The 24,562-nt window shown below is 41.8% G+C and carries 28 protein-coding genes and 1 pseudogene; 17 read left to right on the top strand and 12 right to left on the bottom strand.

All coding sequences use genetic code 11. The features are described from left to right. Positions 1 to 20: 20 nt before the first annotated feature. Positions 21 to 467: a hypothetical protein gene (locus Q5C82_RS18580; RefSeq protein WP_013307921.1), complete on the top strand. Its 447-nt coding sequence runs from the start codon at positions 21 to 23 to the stop codon at positions 465 to 467. Positions 468 to 931: 464 nt separating this feature from the next. On the opposite strand, the gene Q5C82_RS18585 is transcribed toward Q5C82_RS18580, so the two are convergent. The 3 genes from Q5C82_RS18585 to mneP all read right to left on the bottom strand — a co-directional run bounded on the left by Q5C82_RS18585 (position 932) and on the right by mneP (position 3,603). Beyond that, on the bottom strand, positions 932 to 1,621 hold the full coding sequence (locus Q5C82_RS18585) for a DUF554 domain-containing protein (protein WP_003225315.1): 690 nt from the start codon (positions 1,619 to 1,621) through the stop codon (positions 932 to 934). A 90-nt stretch (positions 1,622 to 1,711) separates the two neighbouring features. Beyond that, entirely contained in the window at positions 1,712 to 2,524 is an 813-nt protein-coding gene (locus Q5C82_RS18590) for a MerR family transcriptional regulator (RefSeq protein WP_003225317.1), read from the bottom strand. A gap of 185 nt (positions 2,525 to 2,709) precedes the next feature. After that, on the bottom strand, positions 2,710 to 3,603 hold the full coding sequence (gene mneP, locus Q5C82_RS18595; protein WP_003225319.1) for a manganese transporter MneP: 894 nt from the start codon (positions 3,601 to 3,603) through the stop codon (positions 2,710 to 2,712). Positions 3,604 to 4,057: 454 nt separating this feature from the next. Between mneP and Q5C82_RS18600 the strand changes: the two genes are divergently transcribed. The 4 genes from Q5C82_RS18600 to Q5C82_RS18615 all read left to right on the top strand — a co-directional run bounded on the left by Q5C82_RS18600 (position 4,058) and on the right by Q5C82_RS18615 (position 6,695). Next, positions 4,058 to 4,678 carry a nitroreductase family protein gene (locus Q5C82_RS18600; RefSeq protein WP_003225321.1) on the top strand — a complete coding sequence of 207 codons (621 nt, stop codon included), beginning with the start codon at positions 4,058 to 4,060 and terminating at the stop codon, positions 4,676 to 4,678. A 26-nt stretch (positions 4,679 to 4,704) separates the two neighbouring features. Next, entirely contained in the window at positions 4,705 to 5,643 is a 939-nt protein-coding gene (locus Q5C82_RS18605) for a ring-cleaving dioxygenase (RefSeq protein WP_003225323.1), read from the top strand. A gap of 139 nt (positions 5,644 to 5,782) precedes the next feature. After that, on the top strand, positions 5,783 to 6,172 hold the full coding sequence (locus Q5C82_RS18610; protein ID WP_003225324.1) for a DoxX family protein: 390 nt from the start codon (positions 5,783 to 5,785) through the stop codon (positions 6,170 to 6,172). Positions 6,173 to 6,356: 184 nt separating this feature from the next. Beyond that, on the top strand, positions 6,357 to 6,695 hold the full coding sequence (locus Q5C82_RS18615) for a thioredoxin family protein (protein ID WP_003225326.1): 339 nt from the start codon (positions 6,357 to 6,359) through the stop codon (positions 6,693 to 6,695). Positions 6,696 to 6,762: 67 nt separating this feature from the next. Here the strand turns inward: Q5C82_RS18615 and Q5C82_RS18620 are convergent, their stop codons facing one another. Then, entirely contained in the window at positions 6,763 to 8,148 is a 1,386-nt protein-coding gene (locus Q5C82_RS18620; RefSeq protein WP_003225328.1) for a PLP-dependent aminotransferase family protein, read from the bottom strand. 146 nt (positions 8,149 to 8,294) lie between these two features. On the opposite strand from Q5C82_RS18620, the gene Q5C82_RS18625 reads away from it, so the two are divergent. From Q5C82_RS18625 to Q5C82_RS18635, 3 genes are all read left to right on the top strand, one after another. After that, a complete protein-coding gene (locus Q5C82_RS18625; RefSeq protein WP_003225329.1) occupies positions 8,295 to 8,930 on the top strand; it encodes an FMN-binding negative transcriptional regulator in 636 nt (211 codons plus the stop codon). Positions 8,931 to 9,117: 187 nt separating this feature from the next. Then, positions 9,118 to 9,486, top strand: coding sequence for a hypothetical protein (locus Q5C82_RS18630; protein WP_003225331.1), 369 nt, complete (start codon positions 9,118 to 9,120; stop codon positions 9,484 to 9,486). Beyond that, positions 9,461 to 10,099 (top strand): O-methyltransferase, encoded by a 639-nt coding sequence (locus Q5C82_RS18635; protein WP_003225333.1) that lies wholly within the window; start codon positions 9,461 to 9,463, stop codon positions 10,097 to 10,099. Before Q5C82_RS18630 ends, Q5C82_RS18635 begins: the two co-directional genes overlap by 26 nt. A gap of 75 nt (positions 10,100 to 10,174) precedes the next feature. On the opposite strand, the gene Q5C82_RS18640 is transcribed toward Q5C82_RS18635, so the two are convergent. The 4 genes from Q5C82_RS18640 to Q5C82_RS18655 all read right to left on the bottom strand — a co-directional run bounded on the left by Q5C82_RS18640 (position 10,175) and on the right by Q5C82_RS18655 (position 11,577). Next, the gene (locus Q5C82_RS18640) at positions 10,175 to 10,417 is read right to left on the bottom strand and encodes a hypothetical protein (protein WP_003225335.1); all 243 of its coding nucleotides are present in this window, start codon (positions 10,415 to 10,417) and stop codon (positions 10,175 to 10,177) included. A gap of 187 nt (positions 10,418 to 10,604) precedes the next feature. Then, a complete protein-coding gene (gene cotP / locus Q5C82_RS18645) occupies positions 10,605 to 11,036 on the bottom strand; it encodes a spore coat protein CotP (protein ID WP_003225337.1) in 432 nt (143 codons plus the stop codon). A gap of 12 nt (positions 11,037 to 11,048) precedes the next feature. Beyond that, positions 11,049 to 11,291 carry a spore germination protein gene (locus tag Q5C82_RS18650; protein WP_003225341.1) on the bottom strand — a complete coding sequence of 81 codons (243 nt, stop codon included), beginning with the start codon at positions 11,289 to 11,291 and terminating at the stop codon, positions 11,049 to 11,051. 13 nt (positions 11,292 to 11,304) lie between these two features. Then, the gene (locus tag Q5C82_RS18655; RefSeq protein ID WP_003225343.1) at positions 11,305 to 11,577 is read right to left on the bottom strand and encodes a spore germination protein; all 273 of its coding nucleotides are present in this window, start codon (positions 11,575 to 11,577) and stop codon (positions 11,305 to 11,307) included. Positions 11,578 to 11,816: 239 nt separating this feature from the next. Here Q5C82_RS18655 and Q5C82_RS18660 point away from each other — a divergent pair, with 239 nt between their 5' ends. From Q5C82_RS18660 to Q5C82_RS18670, 3 genes are all read left to right on the top strand, one after another. Further along, complete coding sequence (locus Q5C82_RS18660) at positions 11,817 to 12,416, top strand: TetR/AcrR family transcriptional regulator (protein WP_003225346.1); 600 nt, start codon at positions 11,817 to 11,819, stop codon at positions 12,414 to 12,416. Then, positions 12,413 to 12,757: a DoxX family protein gene (locus Q5C82_RS18665; RefSeq protein WP_003225348.1), complete on the top strand. Its 345-nt coding sequence runs from the start codon at positions 12,413 to 12,415 to the stop codon at positions 12,755 to 12,757. The genes Q5C82_RS18660 and Q5C82_RS18665 overlap by 4 nt, the downstream gene beginning before the upstream one ends. A 153-nt stretch (positions 12,758 to 12,910) precedes the next feature. Continuing rightward, a complete protein-coding gene (locus Q5C82_RS18670; RefSeq protein ID WP_003225350.1) occupies positions 12,911 to 13,384 on the top strand; it encodes a GNAT family N-acetyltransferase in 474 nt (157 codons plus the stop codon). Positions 13,385 to 13,394: 10 nt separating this feature from the next. Here Q5C82_RS18670 and Q5C82_RS18675 read toward each other — a convergent pair whose 3' ends face one another. Continuing rightward, the gene (locus tag Q5C82_RS18675) at positions 13,395 to 13,766 is read right to left on the bottom strand and encodes an HIT domain-containing protein (protein ID WP_003225353.1); all 372 of its coding nucleotides are present in this window, start codon (positions 13,764 to 13,766) and stop codon (positions 13,395 to 13,397) included. A 309-nt stretch (positions 13,767 to 14,075) separates the two neighbouring features. Between Q5C82_RS18675 and Q5C82_RS18680 the strand changes: the two genes are divergently transcribed. The 6 genes and pseudogenes from Q5C82_RS18680 (at position 14,076) to Q5C82_RS18705 (ending at position 20,477) form a co-directional block, all read left to right on the top strand. Then, positions 14,076 to 15,101, top strand: a complete 1,026-nt coding sequence (locus Q5C82_RS18680; RefSeq protein WP_003225356.1) for a Gfo/Idh/MocA family oxidoreductase — start codon at positions 14,076 to 14,078, stop codon at positions 15,099 to 15,101. A gap of 93 nt (positions 15,102 to 15,194) precedes the next feature. Beyond that, positions 15,195 to 16,199: a LacI family DNA-binding transcriptional regulator gene (locus Q5C82_RS18685; RefSeq protein ID WP_003225358.1), complete on the top strand. Its 1,005-nt coding sequence runs from the start codon at positions 15,195 to 15,197 to the stop codon at positions 16,197 to 16,199. 85 nt (positions 16,200 to 16,284) lie between these two features. Continuing rightward, a pseudogene (locus Q5C82_RS18690) lies at positions 16,285 to 17,630 on the top strand (sugar porter family MFS transporter). A 15-nt stretch (positions 17,631 to 17,645) separates the two neighbouring features. Further along, a complete protein-coding gene (locus tag Q5C82_RS18695; protein ID WP_003225362.1) occupies positions 17,646 to 18,467 on the top strand; it encodes a sugar phosphate isomerase/epimerase in 822 nt (273 codons plus the stop codon). Between the two features lie 249 nt (positions 18,468 to 18,716). Next, positions 18,717 to 19,898: an MFS transporter gene (locus tag Q5C82_RS18700; protein WP_003225364.1), complete on the top strand. Its 1,182-nt coding sequence runs from the start codon at positions 18,717 to 18,719 to the stop codon at positions 19,896 to 19,898. A gap of 18 nt (positions 19,899 to 19,916) precedes the next feature. Further along, positions 19,917 to 20,477: a TetR/AcrR family transcriptional regulator gene (locus Q5C82_RS18705; RefSeq protein ID WP_003225367.1), complete on the top strand. Its 561-nt coding sequence runs from the start codon at positions 19,917 to 19,919 to the stop codon at positions 20,475 to 20,477. A 46-nt stretch (positions 20,478 to 20,523) separates the two neighbouring features. Here Q5C82_RS18705 and vmlR read toward each other — a convergent pair whose 3' ends face one another. From vmlR to dinB, 3 genes are all read right to left on the bottom strand, one after another. After that, positions 20,524 to 22,152 (bottom strand): ABC-F type ribosomal protection protein VmlR, encoded by a 1,629-nt coding sequence (vmlR, locus tag Q5C82_RS18710; RefSeq protein WP_003225369.1) that lies wholly within the window; start codon positions 22,150 to 22,152, stop codon positions 20,524 to 20,526. 331 nt (positions 22,153 to 22,483) lie between these two features. Continuing rightward, entirely contained in the window at positions 22,484 to 23,860 is a 1,377-nt protein-coding gene (locus Q5C82_RS18715; protein ID WP_003225371.1) for an amino acid permease, read from the bottom strand. A gap of 174 nt (positions 23,861 to 24,034) precedes the next feature. Continuing rightward, positions 24,035 to 24,553, bottom strand: coding sequence for a damage-inducible protein DinB (gene dinB, locus Q5C82_RS18720; protein WP_003225373.1), 519 nt, complete (start codon positions 24,551 to 24,553; stop codon positions 24,035 to 24,037). Between the last annotated feature and the right edge of the window lie 9 nt (positions 24,554 to 24,562).

Raw genomic sequence — 24,562 nt, forward strand, 5'->3', positions numbered from 1 at the left:
GCTTAATTGGGGGGAAGAAGATGGCTGAACAAAGAAAAGCTTTGTGTATGAGATTAGCAGAAATAGACAAACATGAAATATCGATACTTCGTGAGTTCCAGTTAGAACGGGAGAAGATCTTTTCAAGCTTAAGAGCATTAGAAAGGTCTAGTAAAGAAAAGAAGCGCCCATCTCAAGTCGCGCTCGTTGAACAAACAGCAAATGATGTAAAGACATATCATATAACATCAAAACCGATCCAACAGAAAAAAAGAAGGCTGGGCAGAGCTGAATCAAAAGCCTCTCGTGAAGCAGCGTTACACATATTAAAGCAGCAGGATAAGCCAATGAGCAGTATCGATCTGAAAAGAAAGATTGAGAAGGAAACCGGTGTGCACATCTCTAATATGACATCATTTATGAATACTTTAATGAAAATGCACCCAGAGGTGAAAAAACCTTACAGAGGACAATATAAAATGAATTGATTCTTGTTGGTATTCGGCTTCTGATTTCCAAAGACTGAGCATAATCTTGTCTGATGCGAAATCGCATAGTAAGATATCCTTGCTATTACGAATGTAGAACGGGGGCTAAGGTAGTGGCAGGGAATCCAGGAAAAGTCTTAAAGCGCATAAAGTGATTTCTTTACAATCTAAGACCATTTTCATCATGATACCAAGGGTTGTGAATACCTTGGTATTTTTTGTCCGCGTGTTGTGAAGTGAGCTGCTGTCCGAAAACTGCCGCTTAGTTATGAGGGTTGTGATTAATGTGGAAAAATAGAGCCCCATTACAGAGACTCTATTTTGGTGATTATCCGTAAGGGTCCAATTCACTTCCTTATGAACCACTCACCATCTGTTTCACTGATAAAATATGACGACATTAGTAAGTTTCATTTTACTATCTGGAACGACCTCTTCCTTGAAGCATGTGTTGAAGGTCACCATTAAAACCGCAATCCAAATACATGAATCACGTAAACGACAACAGGCGGGATTAACAGGGAGGGCAGCAGGTTTAGTGTTTTAAACTTCTTAATTCCCAGAATGCTTAACCCTGAGCTGAGGATGAGTATACCTCCTACAATTGTGATTTCGTTTATAAGATCTGTATTGATTGCGCTCTCCATTACTTTAGCAAATAAATAAATAGAGCCCTGCCAAGCAAATAATACAATGGCAGCCGCTGCTATTCCAAAACCAAAAGTCGAAGCGAGCACAATGGAGGTAATCCCATCTAACATCCCGTTTGTCAGGAGATACGTATAATTTTCATTCAGCGCCGCTTCAACAGGGCCCAATATTGACAGTGAACCTATACAAAATAATAAGATCGCAGTTGATAAACCTTCCGCTAAATTGCTTTTAGAGAATTTGTTCACCAGCTTGTTGAACCGTAATTCCAGATTGATGCTCTGGCCAAGCAAACCTCCAAGGGCTAAACTCACGATAAAAAGAATGGGGTATTTACTATCAGGTAAATGCTGTGTAATCGCGTTGATCCCCAGCGCGACTGCAGCGAATCCCATTGCCTGCATCAGGATATTCTGGTATTCATCTTTAATGCCTTTTTTGAATATCCCGCCAATTATGCTTCCCGCAATGATCATAACTGTGTTAAAAATGGTTCCAAACATACGCTTTCTCCTCCAATATTGATTCCTGCATAAAAAATAAACCCTCAAGTTAGTAGAGAGTCAAGGGAGAATAAAACATATTCATGAAATTTATTTGATGGGCAGCAGGATTTCAGTCACATAATTGTCTAGATGATTCGTAATCCCATAATCAATGAGTGTGATTTCGATTGAGTCCCCCGCTAACTTATAATGATGTTCTTTCATATATGCCAGTAACTGTTTGTAATATGGTTCGGCTTCTGGATGTGACCCTTTAAACCTGATTTGCAAATATTCTCTTGAAGGAAAAATGATTTCGGATGAAGTTTCTTCATTTTCATCTTCAAGAATCATAAATATGCTGGAATATTTGTCGAACTGATTTGCTTTTACATTTGCTGCTGAAATGGATAAACCGATCTTGCCTATAAATATATCTTCGTTCACATTCAGATGAGTTCTCAATTCTGCTAATGAATGTTCGATATCATGGCCGAGAATATACTCATGCTGTAAATAAGCCACACGTAATGCGGGGAGTTTGATTTTTGTAATGTGATGTAACGGCGTGTGGACGGCATCTTCTATTTGCATGATGCGGCGGGAGATCTTTCTTTCTATGCGTTCCAATTCTCTCTTTTTGCGATCAATTTCAGTTTGCTGGCTTTTCAGTAAATGAAGCAGAGTGTTTGTATTTTGAGAATTATAAAAATCAAGAAGTTTATTGATTGGCAGGCCTAAAGCCCTCAAATACTTGATGGTATCCAACCGCTCAAACTGTCGGGTAGAATAATATCTATAGTTTGTATGCTCGTCTTTATATTCCGGTTTCAAAAGACCGATTTCATCATAATACCTAAGCGCAGAGATTTTCACATTGAATAGCTTTGAAACTTCTCCAATCGAAAAAAATTCCTTCATTTTAACAACCTTTCTGTTCATATGATTTATACATTCACATTATATAGTATGGCGAGTCCTAAAGGTAAAGTTTGCATGGATTAGATGAGGGGCGATAAGTCTTGAACAAATTGACATTCCCGAGGATAGACACCGTTTTTGAATAAACAGGATAAAGAAAAAGCTCCTTTTGAAAAGGAGCTTTTTCATTCTTCAAAATAAGGATTCACATGGATGAGCACTTCTTCAACATCTGAATACTGTCTTTTGATTTCATTTCGGATTTCGCGGGCAATATCGTGTCCCTGTTTAATCGTCAAATCATGATCCAAAGATAGGCGGACATCAAGCAATTTATAGTGGCCATGTTCTCTCGCGCGGATTCTATCGATTCGCTTTACTTGATCACATTGAAAAATAACGGCTTTATATTCCTCTATCAGCTCGGGAGCAACACTTTTCTCCATAAGAACATCAACAGACGGCCTGATTAATTCCATTGAAATTTTAAAAATAAGGTAAGCCACGATTGCACTGGCAATTGCATCGGCGTACAACAGATAGGCCCATCCGCGGGTGTTTCCGATAATCGCCAATAGGACGCCGATAAAAGCGGCAAGAGAGGCAACGATATCTCCTTTATGATCGTATGCAATCGCTATAATTGCTTTGCTGTTCCATTTTTCCCCCTGCTTTATGGAATAGCGATATAGGATCTCCTTAGCCACGTACGAAATCAGAGCTGCAAACAATGCGCTGTATTGTGGAACGCCTGGCCCTTCAACAAAGGACAGAATCGCTTCTATTAGGATATAAACGGATACGATCATTAAGATAATTCCTACAATCGCCTCACTAATGACTTCAGCTTTTCCATGCCCAAAAGGATGGTCTTGATCAGGCGGTTTATTTGAAATGCCTATCACTGCCAGGACAGCAATCGAAGCAACGACATCCGCTGCTGAATGGATTCCGTCCGCAAAAACGGCTTCACTATCGCCTATCAGCCCAAAAAAGACCTTTCCTGCCATTAAGATCAGATTGGCTATCAGTGCAATCAAAGCAACCTTTTTGCTTATTTGTTCTCTTTCACTTGCCATTTTTTCCTCCTATAAAACTGCACAAAAAAATAGGAGTGCTTTTTATTCGCTCTCCGTATCCTTTCTTGTGTAATCACTTTGCTTATCATATCAATTCAATTTCGAGTGGGTCTATAGCAACGTTGTTTCCTGTTTACTAATAAATAAGGTGAAAGAAAAAAAGTTGGAGCCGTGCTAAAAGATCACACAGCAAACAAATAGGTTCTTATGAAACAAGAGATGATGGCCGACCAATTAACATTTTGTTTCAGTGAAAAATTTCCACTATTTTTTAAAAACTGTTGACATTAGAACATCCATATTTTATTATTATCTCATATTAAAGATATTTTAATTCGAGATAAACGGCAACGACCAAGCGTAAACCTGCTTGTATAGAGAATCTCAATCCTTCCAATGTGATTTTTTTATAACATAATATCTCGAATTCGAGATAAAAAGAGGTGTATACTAAATGGCTGAATTTTCACAGCTAGTCAAAGAAAGAAGATCTGCAAGCAACTTCCTTCCAGATCATCCAATCGCGAAAAATGAACTTAATGAGATGTTTGAATTGGTTGCATTGGCTCCATCGGCTTTTAATTTACAGCATACAAAATATGTAACGGTTCTAGACCCGGATGTAAAAGAAAAGCTGAAACAGGCCGCAAACGGACAATATAAAGTGTTTAGCTCATCTGCGGTTCTTTTGGTATTAGGAGATAAGCAGGCATATCAGCAAGCGGCTGGCATCTATGAAGGGTTAAAGGTGTTGGGGGTGCTAAATAAGCAAGAGTATGACCACATGGTTCAAGACACCGTTTCGTTTTATGAAAACAAGGGAGAACAATTTAAGAGGGATGAGGCGATAAGGAATGCTTCACTTTCTGCGATGATGTTTATGCTGAGCGCTAAGGAAAAAGGCTGGGACACCTGCCCTATGATCGGCTTTGATGCTGAAGCCGTGAAACAGATTTTGAATATAGGTGATCAATTTGAGGTCGTCATGATGATTACAATTGGGAAAGAAAAAAAAGAGAGCAGAAGGCCGCGCGGCTACCGGAAGCCTGTAAATGAGTTTGTTGAGTATATCTAAATGAACATGTAAAGGAGAGGATAAAAATGGCTAAAAACACGATGGGAATACATCATATTACAGCAATTGTCGGTCACCCTCAAGAGAACGCAGATTTCTACGCAGGAGTCCTGGGGCTTCGATTGGTCAAGCAAACTGTCAATTTTGATGATCCAGGTACGTATCATCTTTATTTTGGAAATGAAGGCGGGAAGCCGGGAACAATCATCACTTTCTTTCCGTGGGCAGGAGCCCGCCAAGGCATCATTGGAGACGGTCAAGTTGGCGTGACTTCTTATGTCGTGCCGAAGGGAGCTATGGCTTTTTGGGAAAAGAGACTTGAAAAGTTCAACGTTCCATACACCAAAATCGAGCGTTTTGGAGAACGATATGTAGAATTTGATGATCCGCACGGTCTGCACTTAGAAATCGTGGAAAGAGAAGAAGGAGAAGCCAATGCGTGGACGTTTGGAGATATAACACCTGATGTTGCCATTAAAGGCTTTGGCGGTGCAACCCTGTTATCAGCACAGCCTGATAAAACCGCTGAGCTATTAGAAAATATCATGGGACTGGAACTAGTCGGCAAGGAAGGAGACTTCGTTCGTTTTCGTTCTGCCGGTGATATCGGAAATGTGATTGACCTTAAATTAACGCCTATTGGACGCGGGCAAATGGGAGTCGGCACGGTGCATCACATCGCTTGGCGTGCTAGCGATGACGAAGATCAATTAGAATGGCAAAGATATATTGCTTCTCATGGATACGGTGTGACTCCTGTTCGGGATAGAAATTATTTTAATGCGATTTACTTCAGAGAACATGGGGAAATCCTGTTTGAAATCGCAACTGATCCGCCGGGCTTTGCACATGATGAATCACCAGAAACAATGGGTGGAAAGTTGATGCTGCCTGTGCAGTATGAACCGCATCGAACACAAATTGAACAAGGGCTGCTGCCGTTTGAAGTGAGAGAGTTAGACTGATTGTAATAACGCATGAAGAGAAATAAAGAGACATATATTCAATAGATGACTGCTGGAAGTTACTGGAGGTAAATAACAGGACGTGTTACCTTTCAGTACATCACGTTACGCGTTACATCAAAAATAAGGAGAGATAAAAATGGAAGATGCAGGACTATTGCTTATTCGTATGATGATTGGTGTGGTGTTTCTGTTTTATGGATCACAAAAATTATTCGGCTGGTTTGGCGGATACGGGATTAAAGGAACCGGACAATGGTTCGAGTCAATAGGGGTTAAACCAGGTAACGTCGCGGCCGCTTTATCAGGTCTTGGGGAATTAGTAAGCGGAATTTTATTTATTTTAGGTGTATTCCTCCCGCTTGGAGCTGCTATCATAACAATCATTATGTTAGGTGCCATCGTAAAAGTCCATGGAGCGAAAGGATTTGCGAATGGCGCCGGCGGTTATGAATATAACGTGGTGCTGATTGCAGTCTCCATCGGGGTTGCACTCATCGGTTCAGGGGCTTACGCTTTGCATTTTTAATACAAAAGTATGTAAGAACAGTTACTGGCAGGCGGTAACTGTTCTTTTGTTTTGCCATTTTCGTGCAAATTTGCAGGTGCCCTGCAAAGCAAAAAAGCGGCTATCATAAATATAAATGTGTATAGTGAATGATACGTATCGATGCTTGGTCATGAAAAACAGACCAATTTGAAGGAGTAAATTGATGAACGAGATGACAGAATTACATTCATTAGATGCTATAGATGATTTTATTAAACAGCATCAATTCAGTTTTATCTATATATCAAGACCCGGCTGTACAGTATGTCATGCTGTTCTGCCGCAGCTCAGAATATTATTGGATCAGTTTCCAAACATCACATTGGGGCATATCAATGCTGACGATGTAGAAGAGGTCGCCGGCCGATTTTCGGTCTTCACCGTCCCTGTGCTTCTTTTGTTTATCGATGAAACTGAGTTTCTGAGAGAAGCCCGTTTTGTTCATTTTGAACAGCTCGAAGAAAGGCTGAAAAGGGTTTATCAGTTATATCAAGATGAATAAAATGTTTTTATACTTTTTAAATGAAAAGCCCCCTTTAAGGGGCTTTTTGTCATAGAAAGGGACAGCGTCATGCCGTTCCCCATGCTTGTTTTAAAAGCTGGACGCCATGTGTTATGTCATCAAAGCCAAGATGTCCGAAACCCAATTTAATCAGCGGCTGATCAGGGGGGGTGTTTACAAAATAGAGCGCGGTAGGATAGACTTTTACTCCGTATTCCAAAGCACGCTGAATCAGCGATTCCTCTGTACAATTCTCATGAACCTTTACTAATATGTATAACCCTGACTGTTCACCTATTACGGATACATGATGTCCGAACTGATGCTTCACACTTGCAGCCAAGTGCTGCATTTTGCGTTTGTAGACAACGCGCATTCGTTTGATATGACGGGTCCATTCTCCTTCTTTCATAAACTCTGCCATGGTGAGCTGGCTCAGCAAAGAAGCGGTACTTTCGAATTGATGAAATCGATGTTGATAGCGCTGTAAAAGGGGCTCCGGCAGCACCATATAGCAGAGGCGAATGCCTGGGAGAAAAGATTTTGAGAAATTCCCCAGATAAATGACTCTTTCTGAATGAATAGAGGCTAGAGCAGGGAAGGGCTGCTGTGTGTAACGGAATTCACTGTCATAATCATCTTCAAGAATATACCCGTCTTTTTTAGCCGCCCAATGAATCAGTGCTTGCCGCTCCTGAATTGACATGCTTACTCCATAAGGGCTGTGGTGAGAAGGTGTTACATAGATTAACCTTTCATTCATTTGATGTAATGCTGAAAAATCGGCGCCTGTCTCATAAACAGGCAGTGTTTCGAGAGTAAAACCTTGCAGCTGAAAAGCTTCTCGTGCCCCAACATATCCGGGGTCCTCTACGATGATGCCGGAAAAATCATCTTTTATAACCTGTCCAAGATAGATAAGCATTTGCTGTGTACTGCTGCCAATCATAATCGAATTTGCATCTGTTTTTACGCCGCGCGATTCTAGCAGATATGCCGCGATTTGTTCACGAAGGCGTTTTTCTCCGAAGGGTTCCCCGTATAGATAGCTCTTCTCTAATGTCAGCATTTGATTCGAGAGCCTTCTCCATCTGTTAAGAGGAAAATGTGTTTGGTCTACAGCCCCTGGGCGAAAATCAATGAGAACGTGTTGCGCCGTTTCTGTTTGTTCGTTTTGAGAAGACGTCTCTTTCCCCTGAAATAAAAGAGGCTCGATTTCATTCACAAAATAGCCTTTTCTTCTTTCTCCCCGAATGTAGCCTTCCGCTATCAGCTGATCATAAGCCATCAAAGTTGTATTGCGGCTCACCTGCAAGGAATGAGCGAGCTCACGAATGGAAGGTAATTGTTCGTTCGCCCGTATATGTCCCTGTTCAATTAATGATTTAAACTGCTCATAGACTTGTTTGTATTTAGGGCTATCATGATGAAAAGCAAAAATCATATTTTTCATTGCTCCCACCTCTGACATGCATATTTGTTTAAAACTGTGCCTTTGAAAATGTCAGTTAGTATCATATTATACCCTATAAAGAAGCGATCATGGAGACAGTTTCCTATGCGGACAGTGATCGGCTTAACCAGAAAGGAGATTGATTTATGTTTATCCCTGCCCCATTTAAACTTAACGAATCAGAGGCTTATGATGTCATCCGGGAAAATGGTTTTGCAACGTTGTTCTCGTTGCATGAAGGCATGCCGTTTGCAACCCATTTGCCGCTGCTGGTGAATGCTGATAAATCCTGCTTGTACGGTCATTTTGCTTTGCAGAACCCTCAGTGGAAGGACATCATCGGCCAATCCGTTTTGGCTGTTTTTCATGGCCCTCATTGTTATATTTCGCCATCATGGTATGAGACGAATAAAGCTGTTCCGACATGGAATTACATAACGGTTCACGTTTATGGGGAGGTGGAACTTTTAGAGGACGAGAAAGAATTGGCAGACTCTATGAGAGACTTAGTATTGAAGTATGAAAGCACGGACAGCTCATACCAATTAGAAGATGTTGATCCTGCATTTTTGGCAGGCTTGAACAAAGGAGTAAGAGGGTTCAAAATCAACATCAGCAAAATAGAGGGGAAAGCGAAGCTGAGTCAAAACCATTCACTATTACGGCAAACACTAGTGATGAATCAGCTCAATCAGATCCAGAATACCGATGAACAGAAGATCTCCCGTTTAATGAAATCAAATATCAATAGAAAACAGAGAGAAGGCCTCACAGATAAATAGCCTGAAAAGAGAGAATCACAAAAAAAGATAGAAACCGTTGAAACAAACTTTTTTACCTAAAAGGATACCTGCCATAGGTATCTTTTTTAATTTAGCAGGCAGTTATCTGTTACTTCAATTGACAAATTGTATACGTTTGTATACAATTGGCGTCACAAAGACTGTAATGCAGGAAGGGGCTTTTATAATGAAGAGCAAAGATGTTAAGAAAGAAGGGCATCATCGTGGGGATCGTCACAAGGGCAGAGGCGGTTCACAGCATCATGGACCAAAAACCTTTCGCCGCGGCAGGGCCATTGCATTTTTAGAGATGATGCATTTGAAACGCACGACTATTAAGCAGCAGTTAGAACAGCCGGAATTTCAATCTATCCAGCAAATGCTTATCGGCGAATTAAAAGCCATTGATATGGTGATCAACGAATTTAGCCAGTTATTTGAAATACATGAAAGTGAAGCAAAGGATGTATCAAAGAAAGCTGAAGATACAGAGGCATTTTCAGAAAATGGAGAGAAAGGAAGGGAACCGAATGAAACAAATGAACAGTTATATTGATTCAGTGTTTTCTAATGAAGATGATCTTTTGGAAGAAGTTGTTTCGTCCATCAAAGAAAATGGTATGCCTTCTATATCTGTATCTCCTTCTTCCGGAAGGCTGCTCACCATGCTTGTATCCATTTCAGGCGCCAAACATGTGCTGGAGATTGGGGCACTCGGGGGGTATAGCGGAATTTGCCTTGCCAGAGGATTCGGGAAAGAAGGGGCATTAACCTCTCTTGAATTAAAGAAGGAATATGCCGAGTTAGCGCACAGCAATCTAACAAAAGCCGGCTTTGGCGGTCAAGTCACATATATGACAGGTGCTGCGTTGCAAAGCCTTGAACAATTGGTCAAAAGTGAAAAGCGATTTGATTTTTTCTTTATCGATGCTGACAAAGGGAATTATGAACAGTACTTGACCCATTGCATTGAGCTTGCAAAGCCGGGTGCTGTCATTGTTGCAGATAATGTGCTTGCAGGCGGAAGTGTGGCAGATCAAGAGGCTGCACCCCGGCGCCATACAGAAGTCATGAGGACATTCAATAAAGCGGTGGCTCAGCATCCTCAGCTGGAATCCCTGCTGATCCCAATCGGCGACGGGATGACTGTTTCAAAAGTAAAGAAATAAACGAAAACACCTGAATGATTTCCTGAAATAAAGATGAGGATACAAAAGCTGGAGCGGCACTTTCAACAAAATTGTCTAATAATTGGCTAAAAGCTTTCGAATGCATTTCAAGCTGATCAGCGTAAGCCTCATTCTTTTTAAGTTTTCTGTATGTACATGTCCATGATCAATAACGATTCTCGCTTTTCCAGTTAAAAACGTCCATTCCATAAAGAGAAGAGCAATCGTAAAGATTGCAGCTGCGATCAGTGTTTTGATGAGGCTGTTTTCGATGATAGGCTGAACGATAATCGTTCCAATAGAAATCCCTGAATTCACAGCTAGATGACACCAGATATAATGAGAACAAAAGCTTCCCAAATAAAGTTCATGCTACCACCTGACCAGTTTAATTTGGTCATTCATTCGTATATGGGTACTGGGCGGGGGCGTTTGATGATCATATTCTCAGTCTTTCAACCATGACTGCCTGATTAGATGGTATAAATGTATCCAAAAAGTTGTATTAAAGCCCTTTATGGAACGCGATGGTTTCGACTTGTCTTGGGTATGAAATGTGAAGAAGCCCGTTTAACAGCTGAAGCTGCAATAAATGGGATTCGGTGGCTTCAGGAAGCTGAATAGTTCGCTCAATTTCGCCGTAATACCGTTCCCGCAGCACCTCCATTTCGGCGGGGAAAACAGGCGTGATCGTTCCTTTGATCAGCAGCTGGGTTTTAGATATTAAACGGATCGTTAATTCCTCTTCATACACACCAGGCATTTCCACAATGATAAAATTATTCTCTTCATCTTGATAAAAGTCATAAACGAGCGTATAAGAATCGGAATCAAAAAAATGTTCCGGGGCTTTATGCTTGAGCACATTTGTCCAAAAATCACTTTGCTTATATTCATTGGTAATCTCAAGCCACTTTCGAATTTTTTCGATATCCATATGACGTTCTCCTTATATTTGATTTGCAATTGGTGCAGAAAAATTTCCGATTTTGTCTTGGTCACTGACGTCAGTATCAAGATTTCCAGTATTTAAAAGCGAAGAAGCAGGCGAAAAATCCCCTAAAGAAAAGTTTGCTCCAAAATATTTGCTGTTCGCTGTATGACTACTATGCAAAGTTGGACCGATATCCACATTCCCGTTTTGCGTAACTCCATTAACCTTTATATTCGCGATATTAATTTGATATGGCATAAACGAAACCCCTTTAATCTAAGATTGGCGGCGGTACAATCGGAGGAGCATTAACGCTGGATGTATCAGAGTTTCCGATAGATGTCTGGTCATTTACATCAGGATCATTTAAGAAGTTTTCCATTACGGATTCTGTAGGTGATGTATCACCGAAAGAAGAATTTATCCCTTGAGATTTTTGATTGTTGGTAGGGCTGTTATACGCGGCTTCGCCTATTGTAATTGAACCATTGCCTGAAATGCTGTTGATCTTCAAATAATATAGATTGATTACTGTAGTCGGCATCCCATCACACCCTTCCATCATTCTGTACAGTACAGTATGCGCCGCTGCATCCAATTGTTCCTTGTATTTGTGATTCAATAAGCAGAAAAGAATGAGGCGGCCTGTATTAATGAGATGAGGGATAAAACGGGCGGCTAAGTCTGGATATAAATGAATGTATTGACAAAAAATCCAATGTCGTGAATAATACTCACAAGTAACATTACTTGTGAGTATCTTTTTGTGGAGGATGATCCTAGTTGAAAAGCAAAAAAGGACGTAAAGGGGAAGAAAGCCGGAAACGATTACTTGAAGCTGCTGCTAATGAATTTGCGATTCGGGGATTTCATGAGACGAAAGTAAGTGAAATTGTGAAAAGAGCCGGACTGACGCAGCCTTCCTTTTATCTGTACTTTCAAAGCAAAGAAGCCATCTTTGATGAGTTAATCACCGATTTTCACTCTCGTGTCAGAAAGCTGACAGAGTCACTTCTCCTGGAAGGCGGATTAAATCCGGAGGATGTGTCAAAACGGGTGCTGTCTGCTGTAGAAACTGTTTTTCAATGTCTGGCTGAGGACAAAGATGTAACCAAGATCGGCTTTTTTCTCAACCCAGAAGCTAAACAAATGAAAAAAGACTTGGCGGTGGTTTTGAAAGATAACCTAGAAGCAGAACAACGGCTTGGCTATTTTCATTCCGAACTCGACATGGAAACGGTCGCTGAGTGTTTGATTGGCATGATCGAACATTTAACCGATTCATTTTTGTTAACCGGAATCAAGGATCCGGCAAGCCTCGCCGCACAGGTTGTGAATCTTTTAATATACGGGATGCTTCCGAAAGGGAGGGATGTAAGGTGATATCTATGATCATGAAAGTCAGTTTGGCAGCTTTTATGCTTGTGGGAGGCATTATAAAGGTGTTCCGCGTTCCCTTTCAAGTTGAGCATTGGCGGCATTATCAATATCCATTATGGTTTCTGACTGTTACGGGAATTCTTGAAATTGCCGGGGCACTTGCTATGACAGCGGGAATTTGGAATCGGTATGCAGCGTTTGGAGCAGGTGTCCTGTTTGTCGTTCTCATGGCGGGAGCGGTTCATGCGCACATGGTTCGAGCGCATCAATCGTTTCTCATGACGATACCCGCAATGATCTGTTTGATTGTTTCGATCATGATCATGATTAGGGAGTTCACGTAAGCTTTTATTTCCACAGCCTTTTATTTTGGTTTGCAGGAAATCTATTTCTCTTATCGAATGATAGAGAGTCAGAGGCTTAACCGGCTTATTTTTCATTTGTACGCAGTGATTGTCCGGCATTGGCTGGACTTTTTTCATAGGGAGGAATACAGGATGACGTTAACCTTGGAAGACATGAGTGTAGAAGAGTTCGAAGCATTTCGAGGGATGTCCGTGCAAAATTATGCGAAACAAAACATAAAATCGGGAACTTGGACAGAAAAAGAGGCATTCGAAAAATCGGAGCAGGTATATGAGAAAATGATTCCGGATGGCCGAAGCAGCAGCAATCATTATTTTTGGAGTATCACAAATGAACAAGGAGAAAGGATGGGCTGGCTCTGGCTGTATGCTGATCCGTTTCATCCGCAAAAGGAAGCGTTTATCTATTCCTTTGGATTGTATGAAGCCTTTCGCGGAAAAGGGCTGGCTCAATTGGCGCTTCAAACGCTGGATGAAAGGGCAAGAGAGCTTGGTGCGGAAAGACTTGCTCTTCATGTGTTTGCGCACAACGAGACAGCCGTCTATCTTTATCAGAAGATGGGCTATGCCATGAGCAATATACGTATGCGGAAACAGCTGTTCTGATCTCAGCCGCTTACTTAAGCGGTTCTCCAAACACAATATGCCAATGCAGATGTGTAGAGTCCTGGTAAGCTCCTAAGTTGGTGATCACACGACATGCGCCTTTTTCTTCCGTCACCATGGAAGCGACCTTTTGAATGACACCCATTAATTCAAGAAGCAAGTCATGGTCGTGTTCTTCCAGGGTGATCAATGAGGAGATATGTTTCTTAGGAACAGCCACAATATGGACTGGATAAAAAGGCTTTGTATGATAGTATGCCAATACGTTATCTGTCTCTAGTACCTTATTCACTTTCGTTTTGCCGCTAAAAACCTCATCACAGTAAAAGTCTTCAGTCATATGACCAACCTCGCTTTGTTTGTTTGAATTATTCTTCTGCATTTCTTCATCACCTCCCTTCTATTGTGAGGAATTTCCATTTGGATGATCAAGGGCCGCATACCCTTGATATTTTTTTGCCCCCTGAACATGAATTATCGCAGGCTTGATCGACAGCTAAAGGAGAGATCTGCTTTAAAAACAGCAAAAAAGATTGACCCGTAAAATGTAAGGGGTTACAATTGAAAACAATTAGGAAAGACTTTCCCTACTTTTAAATTAATATTATAAATTTATTTAGAGTTTACTTTTATTATCTAATAATATATAGAGAAAGACTTTCCTTACTTTCGCAGAATGGGAGTGGTAATCATGGGAAATGTACAGGTTGGGCTATTAGGTGCGGGACGGATGGGAGCTTTTCATGGAGAAAGTATTGCGTTCCGTGTGAAAGGGGCAGATTTGTATGCGATTGCAGATCCGGTTCCGGGGAATGCAGAAGCATTTGCAAAAAAGCTCGGCTCAAATATTAAAGCGTTTACAAATCCGTTAGACATGCTGGAGCACCCGGATATTGATGCGGTCATTATTGCTTCGCCGGCAAGGACGCATGCTGCAAACATTATTGCAGCGGCAAAGAAGGGGAAAGCAGTATTTTGTGAGAAACCGATGGCTGTCACGCTGGAAGAAGCGGATGAAGTCATCAGGGTAGTGAATGAAGAGTCTGTTTCGCTTCAGATCGGTTTTAACAGACGTTTCGCTAAAGGCTTTCGCAGTGCGTATGAGGAAATCCGCGCAGGAAAAATCGGCACGCCCCAGTTAATGCGTTCCATCACAAGAGACCCAGCACTCGGTGATCCGACATCAATTCCTCAATGGACGATCTTCTTAGAGACGCTGATTCATGACTTTGATACGTTACTCTACCTCAACCCAAATGCGAAGCCGATTGAAGTCTATGCCGCGGCTGATGCGCTTGTCAGACCTGATTTTAAAGACAAAGGTTTTTTGGATACTGCAGTTGTCACGATCAAATTTGATAACGGAGCGATCGCAACGGCGGAAGCGAACTTCCAAGCCGTTTATGGATATGATGTCCGCGGAGAAGTGTTCGGGTCTGAAGGCATGCTGACCATCGGAGATATCCGCCATACAAACATGACAAGGTATAACAAAGACGGCGTCAGCTACAACACGATTCGCTACGACCAAGATTTATTATTTGATGCTTATGTTGATGAATTGCAATCGTTTGTTGATGCCGTTCGAAATCATAAGCCAACCTCAGTAACAGGTGAAGATGCGCGTGCAGCACTTGCCATTGCCGCAGCTTGTATAGAATCTTGCAAAACGAAGCAGCCTGTCACATTAAAAGACGGAGTGCCGCAAACGGTTTGAGTTTTTCATAGAAGAAGCGCCTTTTTAAAAAGAAATTCCTGTCAGCATTCGTTTATACTAGAGAAGATCTATTTTATAAAGGTGGCCTTCTTAATGAAAACAACCATTTATGATGTTGCTAAGGAAGCAAACGTTTCAATCTCTACGGTTTCAAAGGTTCTTAATCATACAGGCAATATAAGTGAAAAAACGAAAAAAAGAATTTGGAAAGTGATCGAGGAGCTTCAATATCAGCCAAGTGTTGTGACTTCAACGAGAAAAATGATGAAGACCATCGGGCTGCTCATTCCTGACATCGCTAATCCATTTATGGCCGAGCTGGCCAGAGCAGTGGAGGACAGCGGCCGTAAAAAGGACTTTAGTGTCATCATATGTAGTACGGATAACAATTCGCTGAGAGAAGAAGAATATATCACCATGCTGAAGCAAAAACATGTAGACGGCATTATTGTGGCGACGGGTCTCAAGAACAGTCAGGCGATACGTGAACTGATTGAAAGCGACATGCCTGTTGTCATGCTATCGAGAGATATACCGCATCTGCCTGTAGACACTGTAGTGGCGGATGATTTTAAAGGGGGATATGAGGCAGCCGTCCATTTAGCCCAATTAGGGCATACAAATATAGCTGTCATAGCAGAAAAGATTAACAATACATCTATTAAAAATCGTGTCATCGGCTTTAAAGAAGGACTGCAGGTTTCAGGAATCAAAATCGATGAATCAGCCGTTCTGGACTGTCCGTATGACTTGTCAGCCAGTAAAGACATCAGTTTAAAGCTGCTTCATCAGAAACATAGGCCGACGGCTGTCTTTGTGACGACTGAGTTGCTTGGTTTAGGGGTTTTGCAGGCTGCAAGGCAGCTTCACATTTCTATTCCTTCATCTCTTTCACTGGTTGGGTTTGATAACAGCATCCTGGCAAAGATCAGTGATCCTCAGTTAACGACAATCGCACAGCCGACTGAAGAAATGGGAGAAAAGGCAATTGAACTGCTGATAGACGGCATGGCTCATTCAAAGCAAAAGAAAGCGGTACAGCGGGTGATGCTGTCTCCTTCATTAATCGTGCGGGATTCTACGGCCTCACTGTTATAACCCTTTTGGCATTGGGGGATCTTTCTCTAAAATGGAGGGATCCCCCTTGCTTAAACGTCAAATACTATAAGTTGGAGGTTTCTTGATGACATCCAAAAAGGCCTATATCAGTCTTATTTACTTTTTCGGGGCATTAGGAGGTTTGCTGTTCGGGTACGATACGGGTGTAATATCCGGCGCTCTGCTGTTTATAAGGGAAGACATGGAGCTGACCCCGTTTTTAGAAGGATTAGTTGTCAGTGGAGTGCTGATTGGTGCTTTAGTTGGCGCAGCCTTTTGCGGAAGATTTTCCGATCGTTATGGCAGGAAAAAAACCATCATCTGGCTGGGTGTGCTTTTTACACAATTGGAGCCATTGGAACAGGCTTGGCTCATAATATCGGAATATTATTGCTATTCAGAATAGAACTAGGCATAGCGGTTGGAGGAGCCTCGGCAATTGTTCCTTTATATTTGTCAGAAATGGCACCTGCCGCGATCAGAGGCAGAATCGCTTCATTGAATACACTGATGAATTCTTTCGGGATTCTCATGGCTTATATTGTGAACTTTGTTTTTTCATCTTCTGGCAGGTGGGATCTGATGCTCCTATTAGCAGTGATTCCCTCCTTCATTCTCATGGCCGGCATGTTTTTTATGCCTGAAAGCCCGCGATGGATGTTGCAGAAAAGAAGTGAGGATGAAGCACGCCATATTTTGCTCCTTACGAGAGATCCGAAAACAATCGATGCTGAGATTCTCAGTATGAAAGAGATCAAGACAGAAGAGCGTGTTTCAATATCAATATTATTATCGCCGGCAATCAGGCCGATCTTGTTTATCGGTATTGGGGTCGCCATCTTTCAGCAAGTGATAGGCACGAATACGATTATTTATTATACACCGACCATCTTGGAAAATGCGGGGTTCGGCGCTTCCAGTGCCATTGCAGGAACCATTGGCATCGGCATTATCAATGTCTTATTTACGATCCTCGGCTTGCTGCTGATTGATATGATAGGCCGAAGAAATCTTATGCTGATTGGCAATGTAGGAATGTCTTTGGCACTTGGTATTTTGGGTGTCAGTACACTTTTCTTTCATGCCCCCGGGGGGCTGCTGTTATCCTGCTTATGCTTGTTTATGGTAGCGTATTCAGCGAGCTGGGGAATGGTCGTTTGGGTTGTGCTGGCTGAAATTTTCCCGTTACACATCAGGGGGACGGCATTGGGAATTGCAAGTACCTGTCTGTGACTGGCAAATATTGTGGTGTCGCTGTCCTTCCCGCTGCTTTTAGATCTGATCGGTACAGGTATTTTATTTCTCATGTACGGTGCCATTGGCGTTCTTGCCTTTCTCTTTGTTTATAAATTTGTGCCGGAGACAAAAGGCAAATCATTGGAACAGATTGAAGGAGAAATCATGTCAAAGAATACAGCTTCATCTTTCTAAAAGGGGGATTTCAATATGGGAAGAGAATATGGGTTATGCTTATGGACTTTCGGCAGCATTCCATTTGAACAAAAATGCCGGCTGGCTGCAGAAATCGGCGTAGACGGAGTTGAGGTCGAGGGGGATATTTCTCTGAATCCGAAAGACCTTGCCGAAACACTGGCTGCTCATCATGTAAAGGTTTTATCAGTAACGCCAAGGAATGTGGATATTTCTAGCACGAATGAAAGGGTTCGGTCAAAGGCTGTACACTATTTCTTAGACTTACTGGACTGGGCTGTGGATTTAGGCGCTCCCCGCATCTGTCTTCACGGCGAAGTCGGCAAAGTGAGAGGGAGCGGTGATGATGAGAGGGATTGGAGTTTATTGGTCGAAAGCTCTAAAAAAATTATGGCTAAAGCGGAGGAATTACAAATTCAGGTGGTATTCGAAGTATTGAACCGGTACGAAAATCATCAAGTGGTCACTGGCGAAGAAGCTTTACAATTCATACGTGATGTCGGCAGCTCCAAACTCGATGTTCTTCTCGATGCGTATCATATGAACATAGAAGAGGCTGATCCTGTGAAGGCCATTGAATTGACAGGGCAGAAACTCGGAGTCTATCACGTGGCTGATTCAAATCGCCAGGCCATCGGAAACGGCCATGCCAATCTGAAAGAGCAAATCGAAGCACTCCATTCTATCGGTTATAAAGGCCCAATTATTATGGAGATGGTGGCAGCTGGTCCTGACCCTTTTACTCCGGTAAAAGGAAATAGCTATCTGGAAGTGGTGACGGGGTATTTTAAGTCATCTCTAGAGACATTAAGGTCATGGGAAGGTTTGAAAATATAAAGAAAAAAGGACAACGTGTGTTGTTCTTTTTTTTTGAAATTGTCAACATTCTATGGAGCTTCTCGCCTGTAACGAGTAATTATTGTCCATTTGAATGAATCTGACTAACGTCAGTTTTGTGATTAAAAACAATTTAATACTAAACGATTACCATAAGTTTTTTATAGATTAACAGTTTACAGTCTGACTATAGTCAGGTAAAGTGAGTATAATCAAATAAATCAATGAACAGAAAAGGAGAAGAAACTGATGGAGGTACAAGTAGAAAAAATACATACTGTAAAAATGTGGTCCTTATCATTTATTTTTGTCACGCTTTCAAATGCATTTTTATTTATGGTGTTTGAAATGTTATTGCCGACATTGCCTTTGTTTGTTACTGCTATCGGAGGCGGGGCAAAGCAAGTCGGATTGGTTACAGGTATTTTTATGATATCTGCCATTGCGATACGTCCTTTTGCAGGGGTTTTGGCTAAACGATTTAACAAAAAATATTTACTTATATTTGGAATTGTTATCAGTGCCAGCTCAACCGGTGCATATTACCTGGCGTCAGATGTGAGCGTCCTACTGCTCATTCGCTTAATACATGGTGCCGGTTTTGGATTAGCGACTACTTATTTTGCCACGATTGCCGCGGAAATTATTCCGAAGGAGCGCCGGGGTGAGGGGATAGGATATTTTGGGGTAGGCGAAACGATTGCGGTTTCGGTTGGGCCTATGATTGGTATCGCAGCGCTGGAGCTTTATGATTTTGAGAGGCTTTTTCTTGGCGGGATGTCCATTCTTTTACTGGCTGTGCTTATGGCTGTACTTGTGCGGAGGCGGCCTGAAGCGAGAGACACAGCTGAAAAGGGAATGGTAAAGGTAAAGGTGTTAGAAAAACGTGTGCTGTTTCCTTCGTTTCTTATTTTATTAGTCGGCATTGCTGCATCTGGGATCATGTCCTTCTTTTCACTCTATGCGATCGAAAAGGGTTTCCGAAGTGTCGGAATGTTTTTCTTTCTGATTGCGGCAGCCAGTTTTTTGATACGTCTTATCTCCGGGAAAATATTTGACCGATTCGGAGCGGCAGGGATCCTTATCCCAGCCTCAATATTTTCAATCGTAGGCCTTTCAATATTATATATTGCCCAAACCAATGCAATGTTTTTTACTGCGGCGATATGTTACGGATTTGGATTCGGCTCAATATTCCCGGCTATCCAAACATGGTGTATCAATCTTGTAGATGAACATGAACATGAGGATGCTATGGGAACATTCTTTAATTTTTTTGATATGGGAATTGGCGGAGGCTCATTGTTATTAGGTGTGGTGGCAACGATTTATTCTTATCAGGAGCTTTATATCGCTTCCGTTTTGGTGTACCTGTTGTTTCTTTTATTATATATTTTATTTATCTGTTCCAAGAGAAAACGGATGAAATAATGTGGGGAGGGCAGCACAGTGACCCGTGAGAATATAAAACGCACAGCCGTTCGCCAATTTAATGAACTTGGCTACGAGGGAGTCAAAATGGCGCATATCGCAAAAGAATTGGGAATTCGCAAACAATCTCTGTCCTACCATTTCTCGTCAAAAAAGGATCTGCTGATGGAAGTATACCCCGAGATTGTTGAAGAAGAAGTAGCGTTTATCAATGATTTTTTTGAATCCCGAAAGCATATGCCAGCCAAGAATCTTATATATGATTTTTTAAAAGAAACGCAGGTGCGCTTTCATGCTATGCCCAATGTAGCCTTTTTGCAGGCGATGTCGTTTAAGGCTCCTGCTGAAGTAAGTGATTTTATTTCAGCCCAGTACCTGATGTTTCTGCATGCTTTGAAAAGCCGGGTTGCACTTGTTTTTAAAGAATCGGGCATCACCTGTCCGCCCGAGAAGTGTGCGATAGCCTTCATCACTCTTTTTGACGGGTTGAACATTCAGCTTGTTTACGAGAATAAACAATCATTTGAGCGATCTTTAGAGATTTCCTTCGATATTTTTTGGCGAGGGCTGAAGGCGTAAACTTGAAAAATACCAAGGGCGAACAGCCCTTGGTATCTCTTGCATGCTATTGATCCAGCTCTTTCATTCGTTTCGTAAGCTCATTGAATGCCTGATCAAGCTCCTTGTACCCTTTATCATTCGGCGTCATAAAACTGAGCTTGCCCAGCACTTCTTGTCTTTCTGTTTCAAGCTTTAAACGAAGCTCCTCCCGGTCATTTCTTTCTGATGGAACGTCAACCAATTGCTTTTCGATGCCATTGTCCGAGATGACGAGTTTGCTGTTTGTTGTTTTTTCAAGAAAGTATCGGTCATGTGAAACCGCCAGCAATGTGCCGCTATAGTGTGACAGTGTTTCTTCCAGCTGTTCGCGTGACGGCAGGTCGAGATGGTTTGTCGGCTCATCTAAAATCAGCACGTCTTTCTCCTCCAGAATATATGCCATCAGCTTGACCTTTACACGTTCACCCATACTCATATGCTTGATTGGCTCAGTCCATTGGGAAGCTGTAAAACCTAAGTGCCTCATCAGATTTTGAACGTGCCCTCTTGCTTTGTATGTTTCATTCTCAAATAACTCTTCCGGTGTTTGTTCTAAAGGTAAATCAAACACCTCCTGCGTTAAATAGCCGATATTTGCGGACGGCGACACCCACACACTTCCTTCAGCCGTTTCCTGTCCCAGAATGATTTTCAGTAATGTTGTTTTTCCGCTGCCATTGGAGCCTATGATCGCAACCTTTTCGCCGTGCTGAATTGTAAAATGTGCGTTTTTAAACAGTGTTCTTTCGCCAAAGGCCTTCGTTACATGTTGAACTTCTAAAAAACGTTTTCCTGTTTTTTTTGTTGTATCAATTGAAAAGCGGACAGTATATTCCGGCTCAACGGGTTCCGCCTTTGCTTTTTCCAGTTCTTGTTCAAGCCGCTTCCGCTTGGATTTAATCTGGGCATCCGTACGCTTCGCTTTTACACGGTGATATTCTTTAAACCCTTCCTTTTTCGTCGATTGAGCGTGGGCTTTTTCCGACCATGAAGCAAGCTCATTCATTTGTGCTTCAATCCGTTCAACCATTTTTTGCTGCTTTTCATATTCACGCTGCTGGGCGAGTCTTTTCTTTTCTCGGTACTTCATATACCCAGAGTAATTTCCTTTGAATTCAATCAGGGTTTGGGCTTCAAGCGACCATATTTTTGTTGCGGCTTTGTCTAAAAAATAACGGTCGTGAGAAACAAGAATCACAGTTCCTCTATAACTTTTCAGCTGTTGAATGAGAAACTGCAAGCTTTCTTCATCAAGGTGGTTTGTCGGTTCATCTAATAGTAAAAGGTCTGCATCCTCTGATAGTCCCTTCGCCAGCCGTGCCTTCAGTTTTTCACCACCGCTTAACTGTTGGAAATCCCGAACGGGCACACGCCATTTCTCCAGTAATTTCTTTTCGGCAGGCGTCTGTTCCTCAAAGGAATACGACGCGGTTTCCTGTTCAACCAACGTCATTTTTAAATCCTGCCTAAGGATTTGTCCCTGTGCAGGAGCTAAGTCATTGTGTATGAGGTGCAGCAGCGTAGATTTCCCAGCGCCGTTTTTGCCGATAATCCCAATGATATCTCCCTGCTGAACACTGGCATTTACGTTTTTAAAAACAGTCATATCCTTTACTTCATAGCTGACATTTGTTAATGTTACGATCTCTTTCATTCATATCCCTCGCTTTAAAGGGAGAATAAAAAAATCCTCCCAAATGTGTTGGAAGGATTAGCCGCGCCTGTGCATGATCAAATAAGCTATTATTCATAAATAGCAATGTCGTATATATAGAAAATGGGCAGACTAATCCTATTTTTTCTGATTTGAAATATTGATTTCAAACGGTAAAAATAAGATTAGTTAATCATTGTCCACCCATCATCCCTTCTTGTTTTGATTACACACACTATAGCATAACTTCAAATTCAAAAGCAAAGGGCATTTGTCGTTTTTTTCATCAAAAAAGCTCCTGCTCTTATTTCTGAGGCAGGAGCTGCGAATCTTATTGATGCTTCGCTTTTCTCACTTTATAAATCACAATCAGCAAAATAAACCAAACCGGCGTGACAAATAAGGAAACGCGAGTATCCTGAGCCAATGCCAGCACAACCAGGATAAACGCCAAGAACGCAAGAATCAGGTAATTTGTAAACGGATAAAGCGGAAGCTTAAACTTGTTTGTTTTTGCTAATTCAGGTCTTGTTTTACGGTATTTCATATGGCAGATGACTGTAATACCCCAAATATAGATAAAGCAGACGGTTGAAATGCTTGTGATCAGGGTGAATACGCCTTCTGGCATGATGTAGTTTAACGTAACACCGATTAAAATTACGATAGCTGAAAAGAACAACGCATTTCTAGGTACTTTACGCGGAGTCAGTTTTGCCATTGATTCAGGCGCATTGTTATCTTTCGCCAGAGAATAGACCATACGGCTTGTACTGAATACAGCGCTGTTGCATGCTGAAGCAGCGGATGTCAACACAACAAAGTTGATAATGCTTGCTGCCCCGACGATGCCAACTGCGACAAACACCTGTACGAATGGGCTTTCGCTGGGATTGATGACATTCCAAGGATAGATGCTCATAATCACGAGAAGAGCACCGATATAGAAAAGCAACACCCGGACAGGGATATTGTTGATCGCCTTAGGGATTACTTTTTCAGGGTTTTCTGTTTCACCGGCTGTCAGTCCGACCAGCTCAATGCCGACAAAGGCAAACACAACCATCTGGAACGATAGGATAAACCCGTGCATGCCATTCGGGAACATGCCTCCGTGGCTCCAGAGATTTGTGAAACTGGAGACCCCAGAGCTTGTGGAGAAACCTTTAAAAATCATTACAAGGCCAATGACGATCAGTGCCAAAATGGCAATGACTTTAATTAACGCAAACCAAAATTCTAATTCTCCAAAAAGCTTGACGGTTGCCAAGTTCATAATCAGTAATATAATCAGAGCGATTAAGCCGGGCACCCATTGCGGCACACCCGGGAGCCAATATTGAGTGTAGAGCCCGACGGCTGTCAGATCAGCCATTGCAATCGAAATCCAGCAGAACCAATAGGTCCAGCCGGTGATAAAAGCTGCCATATCGCCTAAATAGTCTTGTACAAAATCAACAAAAGAGTGATAGTTCAAATTCGATAACAGCAGTTCACCCAGAGATCTCATAATTAAAAAGCAAATGATCCCTGTGATCATGTAAGCAAATAGAATAGACGGTCCAGCAAAATGAATCGATTTTCCGGAGCCGAGAAATAAGCCCGTTCCAATGGCTCCGCCGATGGCGATGAGCTGGATGTGCCTGTTTTTCAAGCCTCTCTCCAATTTTTGCTGATTTATATTGTCTTTCGTCATGTCGTCTGTCACTTTGTGTGTTCCTCCATTGAAAAATTGTTTATTGAGTCAGCAATATATTTTTAATGATTATTATAACACTAAAATTTATATCTTTTTTACTATACAGAAAATATGAAAAGAAATTTTAATGTTTTTGAACGTTCCATCATAAAAAAAGCGGCTCAATTTAGGAGCCGCTTTCTTTTATGCCATTTCAGTTTTTTTCATGTACAGGTAGAGCCCATAATCTGTCGGAGCAGATGCGTATCCTGTCTGCCGCAGCATTGCTGTGATATTGCCGCGGTGATATGTCCCGTGATTGACAACGTGGGGAACCAGCTCAGAAACAGTCGTTTTCATGATTCCGCCTGAGGGGTTTTTAATCTGGAGGGGCTTATTGAGCTGTTCTTTTTGCTGTAAAAATAATGTATAGCGCTCGGATAACGTCAGAAACAGGGCTTCCATTTCCTCCATTTCTTTTGCCTCTGTCTGTTCTTTGAGCTGTTCAGCTAACATCAAAGCATCGGTCATGCTTTTGCCGGAAAACACTTCAATCCAGCCGAGATCAGAAAGATAAACATGAGACAACACATGGGATATCGACGGAAACACGCTTTGAATCTCTTGGCGGTACACCTCTTTTGGAAGCTCTTTTAATCGGTTGAATATTTGCTGATTGGCCCAGACGTTATATTCATACAATGTTAATGAAAAATCTGACATGTTCATTTT

Source organism: uncultured Bacillus sp., assembly GCF_958411575.1.
Taxonomy (GTDB): domain Bacteria; phylum Bacillota; class Bacilli; order Bacillales; family Bacillaceae; genus Bacillus; species Bacillus spizizenii.

Excerpts from the sequence above, each read along its gene's own strand:
- Q5C82_RS18580 (WP_013307921.1), top strand. The coding sequence starts at position 21 with ATGGCTGAACAAAGAAAAGCTTTGTGTATGAGATTAGCAGAAATAGAC.
- Q5C82_RS18585 (WP_003225315.1), bottom strand. The coding sequence starts at position 1,621 with ATGTTTGGAACCATTTTTAACACAGTTATGATCATTGCGGGAAGCATA.
- Q5C82_RS18590 (WP_003225317.1), bottom strand. The coding sequence starts at position 2,524 with ATGAAGGAATTTTTTTCGATTGGAGAAGTTTCAAAGCTATTCAATGTG.
- mneP (WP_003225319.1), bottom strand. The coding sequence starts at position 3,603 with ATGGCAAGTGAAAGAGAACAAATAAGCAAAAAGGTTGCTTTGATTGCA.
- Q5C82_RS18600 (WP_003225321.1), top strand. The coding sequence starts at position 4,058 with ATGGCTGAATTTTCACAGCTAGTCAAAGAAAGAAGATCTGCAAGCAAC.
- Q5C82_RS18605 (WP_003225323.1), top strand. The coding sequence starts at position 4,705 with ATGGCTAAAAACACGATGGGAATACATCATATTACAGCAATTGTCGGT.
- Q5C82_RS18610 (WP_003225324.1), top strand. The coding sequence starts at position 5,783 with ATGGAAGATGCAGGACTATTGCTTATTCGTATGATGATTGGTGTGGTG.
- Q5C82_RS18615 (WP_003225326.1), top strand. The coding sequence starts at position 6,357 with ATGAACGAGATGACAGAATTACATTCATTAGATGCTATAGATGATTTT.
- Q5C82_RS18620 (WP_003225328.1), bottom strand. The coding sequence starts at position 8,148 with ATGAAAAATATGATTTTTGCTTTTCATCATGATAGCCCTAAATACAAA.
- Q5C82_RS18625 (WP_003225329.1), top strand. The coding sequence starts at position 8,295 with ATGTTTATCCCTGCCCCATTTAAACTTAACGAATCAGAGGCTTATGAT.
- Q5C82_RS18630 (WP_003225331.1), top strand. The coding sequence starts at position 9,118 with ATGAAGAGCAAAGATGTTAAGAAAGAAGGGCATCATCGTGGGGATCGT.
- Q5C82_RS18635 (WP_003225333.1), top strand. The coding sequence starts at position 9,461 with ATGAAACAAATGAACAGTTATATTGATTCAGTGTTTTCTAATGAAGAT.
- cotP (WP_003225337.1), bottom strand. The coding sequence starts at position 11,036 with ATGGATATCGAAAAAATTCGAAAGTGGCTTGAGATTACCAATGAATAT.
- Q5C82_RS18650 (WP_003225341.1), bottom strand. The coding sequence starts at position 11,291 with ATGCCATATCAAATTAATATCGCGAATATAAAGGTTAATGGAGTTACG.
- Q5C82_RS18655 (WP_003225343.1), bottom strand. The coding sequence starts at position 11,577 with ATGCCGACTACAGTAATCAATCTATATTATTTGAAGATCAACAGCATT.
- Q5C82_RS18670 (WP_003225350.1), top strand. The coding sequence starts at position 12,911 with ATGACGTTAACCTTGGAAGACATGAGTGTAGAAGAGTTCGAAGCATTT.
- Q5C82_RS18675 (WP_003225353.1), bottom strand. The coding sequence starts at position 13,766 with ATGCAGAAGAATAATTCAAACAAACAAAGCGAGGTTGGTCATATGACT.
- Q5C82_RS18680 (WP_003225356.1), top strand. The coding sequence starts at position 14,076 with ATGGGAAATGTACAGGTTGGGCTATTAGGTGCGGGACGGATGGGAGCT.
- Q5C82_RS18685 (WP_003225358.1), top strand. The coding sequence starts at position 15,195 with ATGAAAACAACCATTTATGATGTTGCTAAGGAAGCAAACGTTTCAATC.
- Q5C82_RS18695 (WP_003225362.1), top strand. The coding sequence starts at position 17,646 with ATGGGAAGAGAATATGGGTTATGCTTATGGACTTTCGGCAGCATTCCA.
- Q5C82_RS18700 (WP_003225364.1), top strand. The coding sequence starts at position 18,717 with ATGGAGGTACAAGTAGAAAAAATACATACTGTAAAAATGTGGTCCTTA.
- vmlR (WP_003225369.1), bottom strand. The coding sequence starts at position 22,152 with ATGAAAGAGATCGTAACATTAACAAATGTCAGCTATGAAGTAAAGGAT.
- dinB (WP_003225373.1), bottom strand. The coding sequence starts at position 24,553 with ATGTCAGATTTTTCATTAACATTGTATGAATATAACGTCTGGGCCAAT.